This window comes from Streptomyces sp. NPDC033178 (assembly GCF_055577685.1).
The window spans coordinates 84,617-100,055 of the sequence record NZ_JBVIPT010000007.1 but is presented as its reverse complement, the minus strand read 5'-3'; the positions used below and the strand labels follow the sequence as shown (position 1 = coordinate 100,055).

At 69.7% G+C, this 15,439-nt stretch carries 13 protein-coding genes and 3 pseudogenes; 6 read left to right on the top strand and 10 right to left on the bottom strand.

What is annotated here, in order from left to right; translation table 11 throughout:
- Positions 1 to 53 precede the first annotated feature (53 nt).
- Together ACZ5VQ_RS18960 and ACZ5VQ_RS18955 are read right to left on the bottom strand one after the other, a co-directional pair.
- The gene (locus ACZ5VQ_RS18960; RefSeq protein ID WP_469105888.1) at positions 54 to 1,010 is read right to left on the bottom strand and encodes a GlxA family transcriptional regulator; all 957 of its coding nucleotides are present in this window, start codon (positions 1,008 to 1,010) and stop codon (positions 54 to 56) included.
- 233 nt (positions 1,011 to 1,243) lie between these two features.
- Positions 1,244 to 1,663 (bottom strand): isochorismatase family protein, encoded by a 420-nt coding sequence (locus ACZ5VQ_RS18955; protein ID WP_469105887.1) that lies wholly within the window; start codon positions 1,661 to 1,663, stop codon positions 1,244 to 1,246.
- 153 nt (positions 1,664 to 1,816) lie between these two features.
- Between ACZ5VQ_RS18955 and ACZ5VQ_RS18950 the strand changes: the two genes are divergently transcribed.
- From ACZ5VQ_RS18950 to ACZ5VQ_RS18940, 3 genes are all read left to right on the top strand, one after another.
- Positions 1,817 to 2,356: an AAA family ATPase gene (locus tag ACZ5VQ_RS18950; protein ID WP_469105886.1), complete on the top strand. Its 540-nt coding sequence runs from the start codon at positions 1,817 to 1,819 to the stop codon at positions 2,354 to 2,356.
- Positions 2,357 to 2,568: 212 nt separating this feature from the next.
- The gene (locus ACZ5VQ_RS18945; protein WP_469105885.1) at positions 2,569 to 3,441 is read left to right on the top strand and encodes a GNAT family N-acetyltransferase; all 873 of its coding nucleotides are present in this window, start codon (positions 2,569 to 2,571) and stop codon (positions 3,439 to 3,441) included.
- Positions 3,442 to 3,482: 41 nt separating this feature from the next.
- Positions 3,483 to 3,899, top strand: coding sequence for a VOC family protein (locus tag ACZ5VQ_RS18940; protein WP_361058423.1), 417 nt, complete (start codon positions 3,483 to 3,485; stop codon positions 3,897 to 3,899).
- A gap of 141 nt (positions 3,900 to 4,040) precedes the next feature.
- On the opposite strand, the gene ACZ5VQ_RS18935 is transcribed toward ACZ5VQ_RS18940, so the two are convergent.
- On the bottom strand, positions 4,041 to 4,436 hold the full coding sequence (locus ACZ5VQ_RS18935) for a hypothetical protein (RefSeq protein WP_362082691.1): 396 nt from the start codon (positions 4,434 to 4,436) through the stop codon (positions 4,041 to 4,043).
- A gap of 687 nt (positions 4,437 to 5,123) precedes the next feature.
- On the opposite strand from ACZ5VQ_RS18935, the gene ACZ5VQ_RS18930 reads away from it, so the two are divergent.
- A complete protein-coding gene (locus ACZ5VQ_RS18930) occupies positions 5,124 to 5,981 on the top strand; it encodes a nitroreductase/quinone reductase family protein (protein ID WP_469105884.1) in 858 nt (285 codons plus the stop codon).
- 45 nt (positions 5,982 to 6,026) lie between these two features.
- Here the strand turns inward: ACZ5VQ_RS18930 and ACZ5VQ_RS18925 are convergent.
- Positions 6,027 to 6,452: pseudogene (locus ACZ5VQ_RS18925) on the bottom strand (MFS transporter); the annotation flags it as partial.
- Here ACZ5VQ_RS18925 and ACZ5VQ_RS18920 point away from each other — a divergent pair.
- A pseudogene (locus tag ACZ5VQ_RS18920) lies at positions 6,453 to 7,097 on the top strand (ArsR/SmtB family transcription factor); the annotation flags it as partial.
- 57 nt (positions 7,098 to 7,154) lie between these two features.
- Here ACZ5VQ_RS18920 and ACZ5VQ_RS18915 read toward each other — a convergent pair.
- Together ACZ5VQ_RS18915 and ACZ5VQ_RS18910 are read right to left on the bottom strand one after the other, a co-directional pair.
- A complete protein-coding gene (locus tag ACZ5VQ_RS18915) occupies positions 7,155 to 9,347 on the bottom strand; it encodes a HelD family protein (protein WP_469105883.1) in 2,193 nt (730 codons plus the stop codon).
- A gap of 81 nt (positions 9,348 to 9,428) precedes the next feature.
- Complete coding sequence (locus tag ACZ5VQ_RS18910; protein WP_469105882.1) at positions 9,429 to 10,004, bottom strand: TetR/AcrR family transcriptional regulator; 576 nt, start codon at positions 10,002 to 10,004, stop codon at positions 9,429 to 9,431.
- 317 nt (positions 10,005 to 10,321) lie between these two features.
- Here ACZ5VQ_RS18910 and ACZ5VQ_RS18905 point away from each other — a divergent pair, with 317 nt between their 5' ends.
- On the top strand, positions 10,322 to 11,293 hold the full coding sequence (locus ACZ5VQ_RS18905; protein ID WP_469105881.1) for a zinc-binding dehydrogenase: 972 nt from the start codon (positions 10,322 to 10,324) through the stop codon (positions 11,291 to 11,293).
- A 289-nt stretch (positions 11,294 to 11,582) separates the two neighbouring features.
- On the opposite strand, the pseudogene ACZ5VQ_RS18900 reads toward ACZ5VQ_RS18905, so the two are convergent.
- The 4 genes and pseudogenes from ACZ5VQ_RS18900 to ACZ5VQ_RS18885 form a co-directional block, all read right to left on the bottom strand.
- Positions 11,583 to 12,404 (bottom strand): annotated as a pseudogene (locus ACZ5VQ_RS18900) (phosphotransferase family protein); the annotation flags it as partial.
- A gap of 13 nt (positions 12,405 to 12,417) precedes the next feature.
- A complete protein-coding gene (locus tag ACZ5VQ_RS18895; protein WP_469105880.1) occupies positions 12,418 to 13,506 on the bottom strand; it encodes a phosphotransferase in 1,089 nt (362 codons plus the stop codon).
- 256 nt (positions 13,507 to 13,762) lie between these two features.
- A complete protein-coding gene (locus ACZ5VQ_RS18890; protein ID WP_469105879.1) occupies positions 13,763 to 14,560 on the bottom strand; it encodes an HAD family hydrolase in 798 nt (265 codons plus the stop codon).
- Positions 14,509 to 15,387 (bottom strand): GntR family transcriptional regulator, encoded by an 879-nt coding sequence (locus tag ACZ5VQ_RS18885; protein WP_469105878.1) that lies wholly within the window; start codon positions 15,385 to 15,387, stop codon positions 14,509 to 14,511. The genes ACZ5VQ_RS18890 and ACZ5VQ_RS18885 overlap by 52 nt, the downstream gene beginning before the upstream one ends.
- Positions 15,388 to 15,439: the final 52 nt, after the last annotated feature.

The following is a 15,439-nucleotide window of genomic DNA, read 5'->3' as shown; positions in this document are numbered from 1 at the left end:
GTGGCGGGATCGCCATGGTTCAAAAGGATCCCGCCATGCCGTACGTGGGCAGGTCACTCGCCCCGCGTGAACGTGCGCCGGTACTCGCTCGGTGTCGTGCCGAGGATCCGCTGGAAGTGCAGGCGCAGATTCGCGCCGGTGCCGAGCCCGATGTCGGCGGCGATCTGTTCGACGCTGCGCTGCGAACGCTCCAGCAGTTCGCGGGCCAGGTCGATGCGGGCGCGCATCACCCACTGCATCGGCGTGTAGCCGGTCTCGTCGACGAAGCGCCGGGAGAACGTGCGCGGCGAGACCCCCGCCTGCCGCGCCAGCGTGTCGAGGGTGAGGGGCTCGTCGAGCCGGTGCAGCGCCCACTCACGGGTGGCGGCGAACCGCTCGCCGAGCGGCTCGGGGACGCTGCGCGGCACGTACTGGGCCTGGCCGCCGCTGCGGTAGGGGGCCGCGACCAGCCGCCGGGCCGCGTGGTTGGACGCGGCCACTCCGAGGTCGCCGCGCAGGATGTGCAGGCACAGGTCGATGCCGGAGGCGGCGCCGGCCGAGGTGAGCACGCTGCCCTCGTCGACGAACAGCACGTTCTCGTCGACCCGGACGAGCGGATGCCTGGCCGCCAGTGCCCGCGTGTAGTGCCAGTGCGTCGTGGCGCGCCTGCCGTCGAGCAGGCCCGTGGCGGCGAGCGCGAAGGCGCCCGTCGAGATGGCGGCGAGCCGCGCGCCCCGGTCGTGGGCCGCGATCAGCGCCTCGACGACGGCCCGCGGCGGGTCGTCGCGGTCCGGGAACCGGTAGCCGGGTACGAAGACGATGTCGGCCCACGCGAGCGCGTCGAGGCCGTGGGCGACGGAGTACGCGAGACCGTCGCCGCCGGTCACGAGACCGGGTGTCGCCCCGCACACCCGCACCTCGTACGGCATGCTCGCGCGGGTCGTGAAGACCTGCGCGGGAATTCCGACATCGAGCGGCTTCGCACCCTCCAGCACAAGGACGGCGACGCGATGCAGGGGAGGTGCGGGCACAGGAAGAGGTTACGCGGGGAGGTGGGGCGTGCCTTCGACGCGCCCCACCGCGCGGCCGGGGCGGGTGCTCGCCACGACCGGAGCGGATTCAGGCCGGGTCAGGAACCCGGGGGGCGGTGAAGTCCACGTCGGCCGCGGGCAGGACACGGCTGCTGCGTGCCGGGAAGCCGATGTGCCGGTAGATGGCGTTGTGGTGCATGACGGCACGATCGGAGGCGACGAACCCGTCCACGTCAGGGCGGGGCGGAGGTGGTGTGCCCGTCGGCGACGAGCACGAGGTCGTACCCACGGCTGAGCGCCTGCCGCGCGGTCGTGTCCACGCAGAACTCGGTGGCGAACCCGGTCACGATCACCTCGGTGACGCCGAGTTCTGTGAGCAACGGGCCGAGCTCGCTGTCGAGAAAGGCGTCGGCGGCGCCCTTCCGGACGGTCTTCTCGCCCTCGCCGGGGGCCAGTTCGGGCACGATCCGCCACGCTTCCGTGCCGGGCTCCAGCCCGGGGCCGTCGTGCTGGACCGTGATGACGGGCACGTCGACGGCACGGGCACGTTCCCGGAGCAGGGCGATCGTGGTGACGGTCTCCTTCGGCCGGTGGGAGATGGCCACGGCGGCGTTCTGCATGTCGAGGACCAGGAGCGCGGGTGTATGCGGCATGAGGGCACCGTATTGGGGTGCGGACGGGCGGGGCGACGGTTTCCATCGGGGGCCGACACCCCCGACCCTGTTCCGGCAGAGGTCGCCGAAGCCGCACCGGAATTCCGCTGTGCCGTTCCCGCGGTCCGCCGCACGGCGCTAGCGTCGGATCCCATGATCGTATGGCTCAACGGCACCCATGGCGCGGGCAAGACGACGACCAGTGCACTCGTGCAGCAACTGATCCCGGACTCACGGGTGTTCGACGCAGAGAAGGTCGGCGAGACACTCATGGACATCACGCCGGGGCTGCCCGGGCCCGGGACGGACAACTTCCAGCACTGGCCGCCGTGGCGGCCGCTCGTGGTCGAGACCGCCCGCCGCGTACTCGACTACACCGGAGGCACTCTGGTGATTCCGATGACCGTGCTGGTCGAGGAGTACTGGCGCGAGATCAGCACGGGCCTCGCCCAACACTCCATTCCAGTACGGCACTTCGTCCTCCACGCCGACCAGGACACCCTCCGCGGACGCATCGCGGGCGACACCGTTCTCGGCCCCGACTCTCCGTTTCGCCTCAAGTACCTGAAGCCCTACGCCGAGGCGGCCCGCACGTGGCTGCACGAAGAGGCCGAGGTCGTCGACACCACGCATCTCACGCCCGCCGAGGCCGCCCTGCGGATCGCGGAGGCCGTCAAGGGCAACGACGGTTAGCCCCTATTTCCGCCCCGAACCCGCAGGTCGTCACGTATGCGAGCACCGGCTTCGACACGGGCTCGACGACCTCGCTGGCGATTTCAGGACAAGGATCCCGGCGGCGGTCGCCGCGTCCCCGGCGGGGCGCCCCGAGCAACTGTGCGGAAGTCCGCTGCCCCGCCCTGGCGGAAAAGCACGGGGCACACCAGCCGCCTGGGGAACCATGAGGCATGCGCCCAGATGACTGGCACCTCACCGAAGACGTCGACGAATTTCTCGCCCGGGCCGGGGACTTCCTGCGCTCGCGGCCCGGCCCGCACGTCATGCAGCTGACGTGGGCCGAGAGAGTACGAAAGCGTGGAGCGGACTCGTTCGGTGCCGAAGCCCCCCTCTTCGGCATACTGGAGCAGGCGGGCGAGGTCAGCGCCACCTTCTACCGCCTCCCGCCCCGCGCTCTGGCCCTCTCCCCGCTCACGCCCGAGCAGGCCGACTCCCTCGCCGCCCGCCTGGCCGCCCTCGGGCAACCCCCTTCCCGCGTCAGCGCGGACCACAGCACCGCCACCGCCTTCGCCGAGGCCTGGCAGCGGCGCACCGGCGCGACGCCGAAAATCCGCGCCACGCGGCTCCGCCTGTACGGCCTCGGCACGCTCACCCCGCCGGAGCCGCTACCGGCCGGCCGGAGTCGTGTCCTGGGCGAGCAGGATCTTGAGGAGGCCATTTTCTGGTGCGGCGAGTTCTCCAAGGCCGTCGGGGAGGACGTCTCCATCAACGCCGACACCTGGGCCGAATCGCGCTACGCCGACAAGCGCTACACGCTCTGGGAGGCCCCGGACGGCACCCCCGTCTCCATCGCGGGCATGAACCCGTTGATCGGCGGCCAGATCCAGGTGGACATCGTCTACACCCCGGCCCACCTGCGCGGTCACGGTTACGCGGCTGCCGTGTCGTCGGAGGTGAGCCGGGCCGCGCTCGCCGCGGGCGCCAAGGACGTCGTCCTGTTCGCGGACCTCTCCAACCCCACCAGCAACGCTCTCTACCAGCGCATCGGCTATCGCACGCTCACCGACTGGGCCGCGTACGACTTCTCGGGTGCCGGTCAGTGACGGAGAAGCCAAACCCGTCGCCGGTCACTAGCGTGAGGAGCATGGATCTCAAGCTTGCACAGTGTTTCATCGCCGTCGACGACCACGACAAGGCGCTCGCCTTCTACCGCGATGTGCTCGGTCTCGAAGTGCGCAACGACGTCGGATTCGAGGGGATGCGCTGGGTGACCGTCGGCTCGCCCTCGCAGCCGGACGTGGAGATCGTCCTGGAGCCACCGCTCGCGGACCCGAACGCCACGCCCGCCGACCGGCAGGCGGTCGCCGAGCTGATGGCCAAGGGCCTGCTGCGCGGTGTCATCTTCCGGACCGACGACTGCGACGCCCTGTTCGAGCGGATCCGCGCCGCGGGCGGCGACGTACTGCAGGAACCGATGGACCAGCCGTACGGAGTACGCGACTGCGCCTTCCGCGACCCGGCGGGGAACCTCCTGCGGTTCAACCAGCCGCGCGGCAAGTAGTACGGCAAGGAGTACGGCACGCAGCAGGGGGCGCGGCGAGTGGCTCGGCGACCACAGGAGAAGCGGTCGCCGAGCCCTTAGGCGCGCACCAGTCACCAGTCACCAGTCACCAGTCACCAGTCACCAGTCACCAGTCACCAGTCACCAGATGATGACCCCGCCACGGACACCCAGCGCCCGTCGAGCCGCGTTCACGATGTTGTCCAGGCGGCGGCTCACGTCGTCGGCGTGCTCAGCGTGGGACTTCCGCGACGCCGCCCCCGCCTCCGCCGTCATGTGATCGGCGATCCGCGCCAGATGGGTGCGGAGCAGGTCGCACTCGGCGAGGAAGTCGGACACCTCGTCCGGCGCCACCGTCAGGTCCTCGGTGGCCAGCCGCGGGAAGAACCGCGCGCCCAGCGAACGAACCGGCTCCGACCCCCACACCTCCGTACGCCACCGCTCCCAGCCGGCCACGTCGGAGGACTCGGGCGGAACGTCCAGCACCTCGATGCCGCCCTCCGCTCTGGGCACGTACACATCGACCGACAGACTCATGGCAGGGAGTCGACCACGGACGGGCCCCGCCGGTCCACCACACCCGAGCGACGCGCCCGCCGCTCCACGGACCGGTGAGGCGTCAACGGCCTCCGGAGTCGGCTGCCTTGCCATTCGGACGGGCACTGGACAATGCCTGAAAACACGCATTGCCTTGCCGCACCAATTCCATTAACCTTTCCTCCGTGACTGCCGGGTCGGCCTTGGGCCAACAGCGAGTAGGGTTCCCGGCCTCCGAGTGAGGCCCGGGCGGGCCAGAGGGCCGCCCTTTCTGATTCAAGCGCGCCGAGCGCTCGTACGGAATTTCCTGTACGAGTGCCATGCCGCGCCGCACGCGCCACGCCACGCCTTGGCACACGAGATCACAACCTCCGCGTGCCGTTCCGCATAGCGCGTACCGCGTTCCGCGTGCCACCACGTATCCGCACGTCTCCCTGCCGGTGCCGCCGCAGGCGCATGCCCAGCGGACGTTCGTCCTGTCGACGTTCGCCCTGTCGACGTTCGCCCTGTCGACGTTCGCTGTGTGCGCATTCGCCCTGCCGGTGTTGGCCCTGCCGGGAATTCGCGCGCCTTCGTCTCGCCATCACCGCACTGCTACCACGGGCGTACCCGAATTCGCCCCGTGGCGATTCCCCATGCCCCGATCCAGTAATCACCCTGCAATAGACACCCAGAGGAAAGAAGAGAATGCCCAACGATTTCAACCAGCAGGTCATCGAAGAGTTCCGTGCCAACGCGGGCCAGGTCGGCGGCTATTTCGACGGAGCCCGGCTGATCCTCCTGACCACCACGGGAGCGCGCTCGGGCAAGCGGCACACGACCCCGGTCGCCTACTACCCCGACGGCGGCGCAAGCGTGCTGGTCATCGCCTCGGCCGCCGGCGCCCCGACACACCCGGACTGGTTCCACAACCTCCTCGCGCACTCTCAAGTCACCGTGGAAACGGGGGTGTTCACGTACGAGGCGGCTGCGGAGGTGCTGGCGGACGCCGAACGGGACAGCGCCTTCGCCCGTCTGGTCGAGGCCGAGCCGGGCTGGGCGGACTACCAGGCGAAGACCACTCGGGTGATCCCGGTGGTCGCCCTCCACGAGATCCCCGTCGACGGCCCGCCGAACGTGAACGCCACCTCGATGGGCCAGGGACTCAAGGTCATCCATGACGCGTTCCGCCGTGAACTCGCCCTGATACGAAAGGAGTTCACCACCGCCGGGCCCACCCTCGGCGCCCAGCTCCGCGTCAACTGCCTGACCCTCTGCGCGGGCCTGCACAACCACCACACCGGCGAGGAACTCGGCATCTTCCCGTTCCTCGGCGGCCGCAGTCCCGAACTCGCCCCTGTCCTGGACCGCCTGCGCGAGGAACACGAGCGCATCGCCGCCCTGACCGCGGAGCTCAAGCGGATCATCGGCGACGAATCCGCGGATCCCCAGCACGCCCGCCGGGAGGTCGAACGCCTCACCGCCGAGCTGGAGACCCATCTGGCGTACGAGGAGGAGCACCTGATCCCCGCACTCGACGCACCACCGACCGAGCCGACCTCCTAGTTCGGCCTGCGCGACAACCGGCTGGGGCGACCCACCGGACGGCACCTACTCCGTGGCGGCGGGTTCCGGCAGGGCGCCCGGGCGCGTACCGGAGACGGCCGACCGTCGTTCGCCGAGCCTGCCCAGTGCCGCGAGGGTCAGGGTCACGGTGACCGACGCGGCCGCCATCATCGTCATCGCCGTTGCCGGGGACGTCAGTTGGGCGAGCGTGCCCGCGAGGACGGCGCCGACGCCCTGCATGGCGGCCATGCCGGTTGCGTGCAGGCCGAGGGCCTGGCCCGCGAGGTCGTCGGGGGTGAGGGACATCAGGCGTTCCTGCAGGACCAGGCTCGCGGCGAAGCCGGCGGAGGCGACGGTGACGGCCACGGCCGACAGCGCCACTCCGGGCCGCAGGACGAAGAACAGGTAGGGAACGGCGAGCAGCAGACGCAGCGGGGTCGCGAGACGAGAGCGCAACGCGGGCGGTACCAGGAGCGGGACGACCTGCCGGAGCGGGCGACCGCGCTGCTGACCTACGTCTGGGAGGAAACCGTGCGCCCGTACTGGGAACGTCGGCGGCGCGTCCTGGAGGCCGACATGGTCGCGCGGACCGCACGCGTGAGCCAGGGAGGCTGGGCCGCTGTGCTGGACTCGCTGAAGCCCGGGACGCGGTGGCTCGGCGAAAGCCGGTTCCAGGTCAACCCGAACGCGTATCCGCCGCGGGAGATCGCCGCCGGGGCGGAGCTGCTGTTCATGCCGGTCACACCGAAGACCAGCTGGGTGTCGTGGGAGGGACGGGAGCGGTACGCCGTCGTCTACCCGTGCCTCGGGGTGCTCGCCGAGGACCACCACCGGCGCCCCGTCCCGGCCGGACTCGGGGCGCTCGTCGGGACCGCACGGGCCGGGGTACTGGCGCTGCTCGGAACTCCCATGAGCACGACCCAGCTCGTCGCCGTGACCGGACAGGGGCTGGGTTCGGTGGGCCGGCACCTGCGGGTGCTGCTGGACGCGGGCCTTGTGGAGCGGCGGCGAGCCGGTCAGTCGGTGCTGTATGTCCGGACGCCGGCCGGGGAGGTCCTCATGGAGGCGTCGGGGGCCGGTACCGGCGACCGGGAGCCGGACCCGGGGATCAGCTAGGTACCGCGCGACGGATCACGGTGGCCCTGGACAGTCCCCCAGGGCCCCCGACGGCCCTCACTCGAACGGCAACGGCCGCGCATGCACCACGTCCAGTCGTGACACGGCCCGGGTGAGCACGACGTACAACCGATGCAGGCCCCGGGTCTCCCCCTCCGCGATCGCCGCAGGCTCCACGGCGACGACATGGTCGTACTCCAGGCCCTTCGCGAGTCCGGCCCCCAACACCGTGACGCGTGCGCCCAGTTGGTCGACCCCGGCCGCCTCGATGCCGGCTCCGCCGAGCGCCTCCCGCACCCGTACGACGTCCGGGTCGGCCGTGATGACGCCCACCGACCCCTCGTACGAGAGGGCGCGTCGCACGGCCTCGATTGTCTCACCGAGTACGTCGTCCGTGTGGAGCATCCTCAACTCGCCGTCCCGGCGCAGGGATTGGCCCGCGGGAACTCCGACGTCCAGCCTCGCCAGCACCCGGTTGGCCAGTTCGACCACCGCCTGCGGCACACGGAAGCCGGTGGTCAGCGGCACGACCACCGCCTCCGGTCTGCCCAGGTGGCCGAGCAGTTCGCCCCACTCCCGCGCGGCCCACGGCGTGGTTCCCTGGGCGAGATCGCCGAGTACGGTGAGCGACCCGTAGGCCGCCCGGCGGCCGATCGCCCGGCACTCCATCGGGGACAGGTCCTGTGCCTCGTCGATCACCAAGTGCCCGTAGCCCTCCGGGTGTTCGACCAGCCCGGCGACCTCGTCGAGGAGGACGAGATCGGCCGCCGACCACCGGGCGGACTTCCACGACCGGGGCGGCCGCGCCCACAGCAGCGCCTTCTGTTCGTCCGCGTCCAGCACCCCGTCCGCCGCCCCGGCCAACGCGCCTGGGTCGGCGAGCAGTTCGGCGACGACCTCCTCCGGACGCGCCTTGGGCCACACGGCGTCGACGTACGCGCCGACGGGCCGTGCTCGCGAGATCTTCTGGACCCAGGCGTTCGACTGGGGCCCGGCACGTCGTTCGGCGCGCTCCCGCACGTACCGCACGATCCGCGTCCGGACCCGCTCGCGCCCGACGGCGTACGGCAGTTCCTCGGCCCGCACACCCGCCACGATCCGCGCGAGTGCCTCGCCGGGCACCCGCCACCGGTACGAACCGTCCGGCACCGCAAGGCCGTTGACCCCCTCAGCCCCTTCTGAACTCACCCTGGCGTAGAGGGCCCGCCGCAGCACCTCCGCCATCCGGGCGTCGTGCTTCACGACCGCGGCGGCCTCGTCGTCCTCGCCCGTGACCGGGTGCCGCCCGATCTCCTCCCCGACCGTGGACTGCCGTACACCGGTCTCGCCGAGCGCGGGCAGCACCTCCGAGATGTAGGAGAGGAAGGTGCGGTTCGGCCCCAGGATCAGCAGTCCGCCCCGCTGGACGCGCTGCGGGAAGGTGTACAGCAGATACGCGGCCCGGTGCAGCCCCACAGCCGTCTTCCCGGTGCCGGGCGCGCCCTGCACACAGACGGAGACGGTGAGGTCCGCCCGTACGAGTTCGTCCTGGTCGGGCTGGATGGTCGCGGCGATGTCGCGCATCGGGCCGACGCGGGGCCGCTCGATCTCGCTCGCGAGGATGCGGCTGCCGGCCGGGGTCCCGGTGCGGTACCCGTCCGGCGACCCGCTGAGGTACGCGTCCGGAAGGTGCCCGTCCGCGCGCCGCTGGTCCTCCAGGTACTCCCCCTCCAGGCGTTCGACCTCCGGGCGCTCGACCTCCGGGCGCTCGACCTCCAGGTGCTCGACCTCCAGGCGCTCGTCCTCCAGACCGGTGAGGTCGGTCGAGTCGCCGCGGCTCCCCGGCGCCCAGCCGAACCGCCGCCGCACCCGCACACCCTGTGGATCGCGGGCGCTCGCCTGGTAGAAGGAGCGCGACACGGGAGCCCGCCAGTCCACGACGAGGGGCGGCGCGGAGGGGTGCTCGGTGATCCTGCGCCGCCCGACGTGATAGCTCTGCCCGGCGTGGTCACCGGCGCCGCCGCGCTCTCCCCCGAAGTCCAACCGCCCGAAGAACAAAGGCCCTTCGGGCAGTTCCCGCATCTCCTTGGCCCGACTGCGGAGCCGATACCCGAGCACTTCGGCGTCGGCACCGGACGCGGAAACGTCCTCCCCGGTGACGACATGTTCCTGAGCACCGTCGACCATCGCGGCGAGGGCGGCGCGGCAGGTGTCGTGGTAGTCGCGTTCCTGCGTGAGGGAGGTGAGGAGTACGGGGTCGGGTGACGTCATTCGAGCAAGGATATCGGAATAACGTAACCGAGTTAAACTTTTTACTTGGTTGTGGAACGGATGCCGCTCGGCGACCGCGCGTCACACGCAGCGGGGCAGACCGGCCTCAAGCCGCGCGAACGCGCCCTCCGCAGCGACGACGGCATCCCGCCGCACGTCCGCGACCGGCTCGCCCTCCGCGATCCGCCGCCAGTTCTCCTGCGCGAGGATCCGCTGCACGGCGACGATCTGCCCGGCGGCGAGCCTGGCCTCAAGGCCACCGCCGAGGGCCTCGGTGAGGGCGTCCTCGGACCGCTCCAGATACTCGTACAGCCGGGCGACCAGCGAAGGAGTCCCGTAGAGCAGCCGGTGGAAGGCGAGGATGTGCGGGTCCCCGTTGACCCCGGTGATGGGGTCGCTCCGCTCGATCCCCGCCAGGAAGTGCCGGCGCAGCGCGTCGACGGCGGACTCCCCCGGCGCCCGCGCGGCGACCACCCGCGCGGCCTCGGCCTCGTGATCGGCGAACCGGTGCAGAACCAGGTCCTCCTTCGACGAGAAGTACCGAAAGAGGGTCGGCTTCGAGATCTGCGCGGCGGCGGCCACCTCCGCGACGGAGACCCGCTCGAACCCCTTCTGCAGGAAGAGCGTGATGGCAACGTCCGAGACGTCTTGGTACATGCGCAGCTTCTTACGCTCACGCAGCCCCATGGCACCCGCAGCCCCTGCCACACCCACCGCACGCGCCTGACGCGGCGCGCCCACGGCGCTCGCACCACTCACCGCCCGCGTGACTCCGGTCGCACCCGGAGCACCCCTCGCACCCGTCTCGCCCATGCCCCGAGCCTACGCACTTTCCGGACTCTCGCCCTCCCCTTGAACGCCACTACCTCAGCCCCCTGGCTGGTTCCGACCCCTCCTGCCGGCTCCTCTTGACCTCAACCGAACTTGAGGTCGAAGACTGGGCGCTCCACCCCCTCCCCTCTCTGGAGATCCCCGTGCGAGCAGCCCAGGTGACAAGGTTCGGCGACCCGTCGGTCCTGATCACGACCGACCTCCCGGACCCGGCCCCCGCCCCCGGCGAAGTACTGATCGACGTCGCCTACGCGGACACGATCTTCGTGGAGACGCAGATACGGTCCGGCTGGGGCGGCGACTACTTCCCGGTGGTCCCTCCGTACGTACCCGGGGGCGGAGTCTCCGGAGTCGTGAGCGCCCTGGGTCCGGACGTCCCCGAGGAGTGGCTGGGCCGCCGGGTCACTTCGTTCGTGACGGGCGCCTACGCGGAGCGAGCCGTCGCGGCGGCCTCGGCCCTGACGGTCGTACCGGACTCCCTGGATCTTCTCGATGCGGCGGCCCTGGTCCACGACGGAGTGACATCGACGGGCCTTCTGGAACTCACCGCGGTGACCGAGACGGACCGGGTCCTGATCCTGGGCGCCTCGGGCGGCATGGGCACGCTCCTGGTCCAGCTGGCCCATGCGCGGGGTGCCCGGGTGGTGGGCGTGGCCCGAGGAGAGGCGAAACTCGCCCTGGTACGGGACCTGGGCGCGGACGCGGTGGTCGACGCGACGTCCCCCGACTGGCCGGCCCTGGCCCGTCACGCCCTCGGCGGGTCCGGCGGCGCGGCGGACGTGGTCCTGGACGGTGTCGGCGGCCAACTCGGCGCCACCGCCTTCCCCCTGACGGCCCCCGGCGGCCGCTTCTCGGCCCACGGTGCCCCGACCGGCGGCTTCACCACCGTGGACCCGGCGGAGACCAAGCAGCGCGACATCACCCTCTTCGGCATCGGCGACGTCCAGTTCAGCCCGCCCGACCTCAGCCGCCTGAGCGCCCACGCTCTCGAAGAGGCTGCGGCGGGGCGATTGCGGGCGGTTGTCGGGGAGGTGTTTTCGCTGGAGGAGGCGGGGGAGGCGCATCGGGCCGTCGAGGGGCGGGAGTTGCTGGGGAAGGTGGTGCTGAAGTGCTGACCCGGCACCACTTCTCGAGCGCTCGCTCGATGTCGGTCACATCGGGGATGCCGTCGAGCCCCAACGGTCCGGCCGCGGTCTCCAATGCCTTGCGGACCACGGCTGTCGACCGGGCCAGCGCCCGCCGACCGGGGCGGTCCGGGCGGTCGGGCTGGTCGGGGCTGTCGGTCAGCGACTGCGCGGCGCGCACGACATCCGGGTAGACCGACTGCGCACGCTCGAACTCGACGTAGTGCCGCAGGTCTTGTGCCACCCCGTCGACCGAGTCGGGGCTGGTGCGCCGAAGTGCCCGACACCAGGCATCGACCACCTGCTCCCGCTGCGGCTTCGGATACCGCATCCGTACGAGGTGGATGGCAAGGTCGTGCAGCGGGTCGCCGTAGGTCGCGAGTTCCCAGTCGACACAGACCAGAGGCGGCGCACCGGAACGGGTCATGATCACGTTGTCTCGGTGGAGATCCGAGTGCAGCAGAGCGAACGGCCGCCCCGTCATGGCGGGCAGGCGGTCGGAGAACCGTCGCATCCCGTCCTCGGGGACGCCCAGCGCAAGGAACAAATGCCCGAACACAGGCCAATTGGGCTCGCGCACCTGGTGGTCCACCTGTGACGTCAGCAGCCGCAGGAACCCTCGGCTGTCCCGGTCGTCGGAGGGCCAGTCGGCGGGCAGCGGCGGCAGCGCCTCCCGGCCGACCTGAGCCATCCGTGCCGACAGGTCCGCCAACTCCTCGACGAGATCGCCGGGCACGGCTGTGCCGTCCGGGTGCAGTGCGGAGAGTGGAACTCCATCCACATAGCTGTGGATGGAGGCCTCGCGTCCGGCGGCCAGGCAGCGCGGCACCTGGTGCGGCAACACCCTGCCGACGGCATCCAGGACCTCCCCTTCCCGCGGCCAGGTGCGCACGACCACGGGCAGTGCCTCCGGCCTGCGGATCCGTACCGTCACGGGCGTGCCGACCGCACACTCCACATGCCGGGCCAGCTCCTCCGTCAGCGGCAGCACGAAGTTCTGGTTGTGATGCCCACGGAGCCTGACACCGGCACGTATCGCGTGCCGTACGAACTCGTCGCAAACGTCCGCGAGAGCGTGATCGTCGGGTTCGACCAGGGACATGGACGGCTCCTGGTCAGGTTCGGTCCAGTGCCTTCTGTCTGCACCATCGCAGGAGCGCCGCCTCGATCTCCGACAGGCTCGGCCGGGACGTCAGCCCCAGTGGCTCGGCCGCCGCCCAGAGCACGTCCCACACCTTCCAGCTCGCCTCGCGGAGCCGCCGACGGTCGAACTTCCCTGTGACGACGAGGGACTGCGTCTCACGGATGACGTCCGTGAAGAGGGACTGCGCCTTCTTGTAGTCGAGCAGCCTCGGCAGATCCTCGATCCAGCCTTCGGAACTGCCCTCTCTGACCTCTTCCGCGATCGAACACCAACGCTGGATGATCTCCCGTTCCTGCTGAACCGGATACCGCATCAGGTGGAGATGGGTTGCGAGGTCGTACAGGGGATCGCCGAGCATCGCCAGTTCCCAGTCGATGGCCCAGACTTTCCCCTCCGAATCGAGGATGAAGTTCTCTCGGTGCAGATCCGCGTGCAGGAGACAGAACGGCCTCTCCTTCAGCCCGGCCACATGCTTTCTGAGGTACCCGAAGGAATCTGGGCCAATCCCGAGAGCGGCGAACAACCCTTCGTAGTCCGACAGGTTCTGCTCATAGACGCGCTCTTGAGTGAACCGGATGAGCCTTTCGAGGAATCCCGCACTGTCCCCCTCCACGGCCCGATCCATCAGCTCGCAGTTTCGCTTCACGAGCAGGGTGTCCGACGTGACAGCGATCAACTGGCGGAACACTTCGAGGATCTGCGCGGACACCGCGGCGGGCACGGCTTCGCCGGAAGGATGCAGCTCCCCCAAGGTGCCACCCTCGACGAATCGCTGCAGGTCCACGCCCCCCACCGGAGCGACCTCGGGAATGGCGTCGATGCGTTGCTGCAGGTGGTAGAGCAGGTCGTACTCCGACTCGAAGCAACGCCTGTCGAACCACAGCAGCCTCTCGCGGGGCTCGCGGATCTTCCAGCGCCCCCTTTTGTCGGCCCCCGCCTCGGCCGACAGAAAGAACGCATATGTTTCATGGTGGTACCCACACAGGGGACCTTCGACCGCGTCCGAGTGATCGCTCAGATCACTGGCACGCCGTCGAGTCGCGGACGGTTCGGGTGACATTGCCCCGTTCTTTCTGGGACCAGCCGATGATGAGTGGAGGCAACGTACTACCCCAATGAGTCGCGCCGGGTCAGAACCGTTTCATCCAGCCGCGCTTCATATCTTCGACAGGTGGATGGACTCACCCATACGGGGACACTCCGCACACCACACCCACCACGACACATTGAAGACAACAGGTCCCCTCGCGAAAAGAGAGGCGGGCACACTCCTCTCTGCCTCGGGTGTGTAGCAATTGAGTTCGACACAGAGAGCGTCACCTCGCCGAGTTGACGTCAAGAACTGCATTCAGAACCAACTCGAGCGACCTCACCACAACTTCCGCTCCCGCCGATCTCAGCTCCTTCTCCTTTTCGGCGTTACGCGCGTAGCCAAGAAAAGGAACCTCGGCCCGTTGGGCGGCATGGAAGTCCGTGGGGGTGTCGCCGATCATGAGGGCGTCATGCGGGGCGGCGCCCATGGAACTCAGGGCCCGGACAAGACAGTACGGGTGTGGCTTGAGGTGGTGGAGTTTCTCGGTGCGACCGTAGACATTGGGCGCGAAATTGGCGGTGAGGTCACGGACGCCCAGATAACTGATCGCCGTCTGGGCCGAATTGTTGGTCGCTATGGCCAACCGTGCTCCGACCGCGCTCCATGTCTTTATCAGCGGATCCGCATACGCGGTGGGCAAGGCGCCGGGCACCGCACGGAGTTCCTCTTGGGTGAGCCGATCCTCCAGTTCGGTCACCAAATCGCTGTTCGGACGGCGCCGGTTCACGGCGGCCAGGAGGACCTGAGGGTCCGGGTGGATCTGCTCCTCCTCGGTCAGCAGTCCCCGCAGGCCCTGCCCCTCCAGCCAGGCGACCAGTTGGCGCGCCACCTTCTCCGCCGAGTAGCCCGCGAACAACTGACAGATCGGCCCATCGAAGTCGAAGAGGACAAAGCGGGCTCGCTCGATCACTTCCTGGAGGTTCGCTGTCTCTGCTGCCACCGGACCAGTCTGCTTCGTATCAGGAGTCACTAGGAGAGTGTCAGGTCCGTCGTAATGGTTTCCCAGAGGGCGTCGAACCACTTTTGGGACTGCACGACGAAGGCGGCGTCGCGTTGGCCTGCCCTTTGCTCGAAGGAGAACAAGAGGGATGTGGAGCCCAGGGCGTCGTACATGTCGAGGGTGCCGCTGTCGCCGGCCTCCTCGCGCCTCGTGATCATGTAGTACGCGATCAGGGCCTCGACGCCGTTGAGCAGATACAGCTTCACCGGCGGGGTGAACGGGAGGGCCCGGAAGGTCACGTTGACGTCGATGCCGTGGGAGGAACGCAGTGCCCTGAGGTTGTGGCGCAGGACGTGGCCCTGGGCGTTGCGCATCTCCAGCCAGCGCTGGTGGACCGGGTCTTCGGCTCCCTGCGCGTCCACGGAGACGGGGAAGGCGAGGTTGATGTCACGGGAGGGGAGGAGGATGCGGACGTTGATCGACTCGGGGCGGAGCCTGCCCTCGTGGATCAGGCGGACCGGTTCACCGAGGGCCAGCATCAGGGTCTCGGCGGTGAGGCACGCGGCGTCCACCCGGACATGCGGCACGGCGAACGCCTCGACCAACTGCGGTGCCAACCCGACCATCGTCGGCTGAGGCTCGTCCCGCGCGGGGGTCACGTCCGCGATACGCGGGGGGCTGCCCTTGCTGACGTTGCTGAGCCGGCCCTCGTCCTGGAGTGCCCGCAGGGCCTGGCGGATCGTGCCGCGCTCCACGCCGAACTCCTCGGCGAGCTCCGCCTGGGTGGGCAGGCGGTCGCCGGAGCGCAGGTCACCCACGCGGATGCGGTCCCGCAGGATGTCGGCGATCTCCTGCGGCGAGAGCTTTCTGCTGCCGTTCACTGCCACGTTCTCCTGGGTCACGACCAAACGCTACAACTCCGCTCCATCTTAGGGGAGTTGTTTGAAAGTTGTTTTGAAG

Excerpts from the sequence above, each read along its gene's own strand:
- ACZ5VQ_RS18910 (WP_469105882.1), bottom strand. The coding sequence starts at position 10,004 with ATGTACCAAGACGTCTCGGACGTTGCCATCACGCTCTTCCTGCAGAAG.
- ACZ5VQ_RS18945 (WP_469105885.1), top strand. The coding sequence starts at position 2,569 with ATGCGCCCAGATGACTGGCACCTCACCGAAGACGTCGACGAATTTCTC.
- ACZ5VQ_RS18955 (WP_469105887.1), bottom strand. The coding sequence starts at position 1,663 with ATGCCGCATACACCCGCGCTCCTGGTCCTCGACATGCAGAACGCCGCC.
- ACZ5VQ_RS18895 (WP_469105880.1), bottom strand. The coding sequence starts at position 13,506 with ATGTCACCCGAACCGTCCGCGACTCGACGGCGTGCCAGTGATCTGAGC.
- ACZ5VQ_RS18915 (WP_469105883.1), bottom strand. The coding sequence starts at position 9,347 with ATGACGTCACCCGACCCCGTACTCCTCACCTCCCTCACGCAGGAACGC.
- ACZ5VQ_RS18940 (WP_361058423.1), top strand. The coding sequence starts at position 3,483 with ATGGATCTCAAGCTTGCACAGTGTTTCATCGCCGTCGACGACCACGAC.
- ACZ5VQ_RS18930 (WP_469105884.1), top strand. The coding sequence starts at position 5,124 with ATGCCCAACGATTTCAACCAGCAGGTCATCGAAGAGTTCCGTGCCAAC.
- ACZ5VQ_RS18950 (WP_469105886.1), top strand. The coding sequence starts at position 1,817 with ATGATCGTATGGCTCAACGGCACCCATGGCGCGGGCAAGACGACGACC.
- ACZ5VQ_RS18935 (WP_362082691.1), bottom strand. The coding sequence starts at position 4,436 with ATGAGTCTGTCGGTCGATGTGTACGTGCCCAGAGCGGAGGGCGGCATC.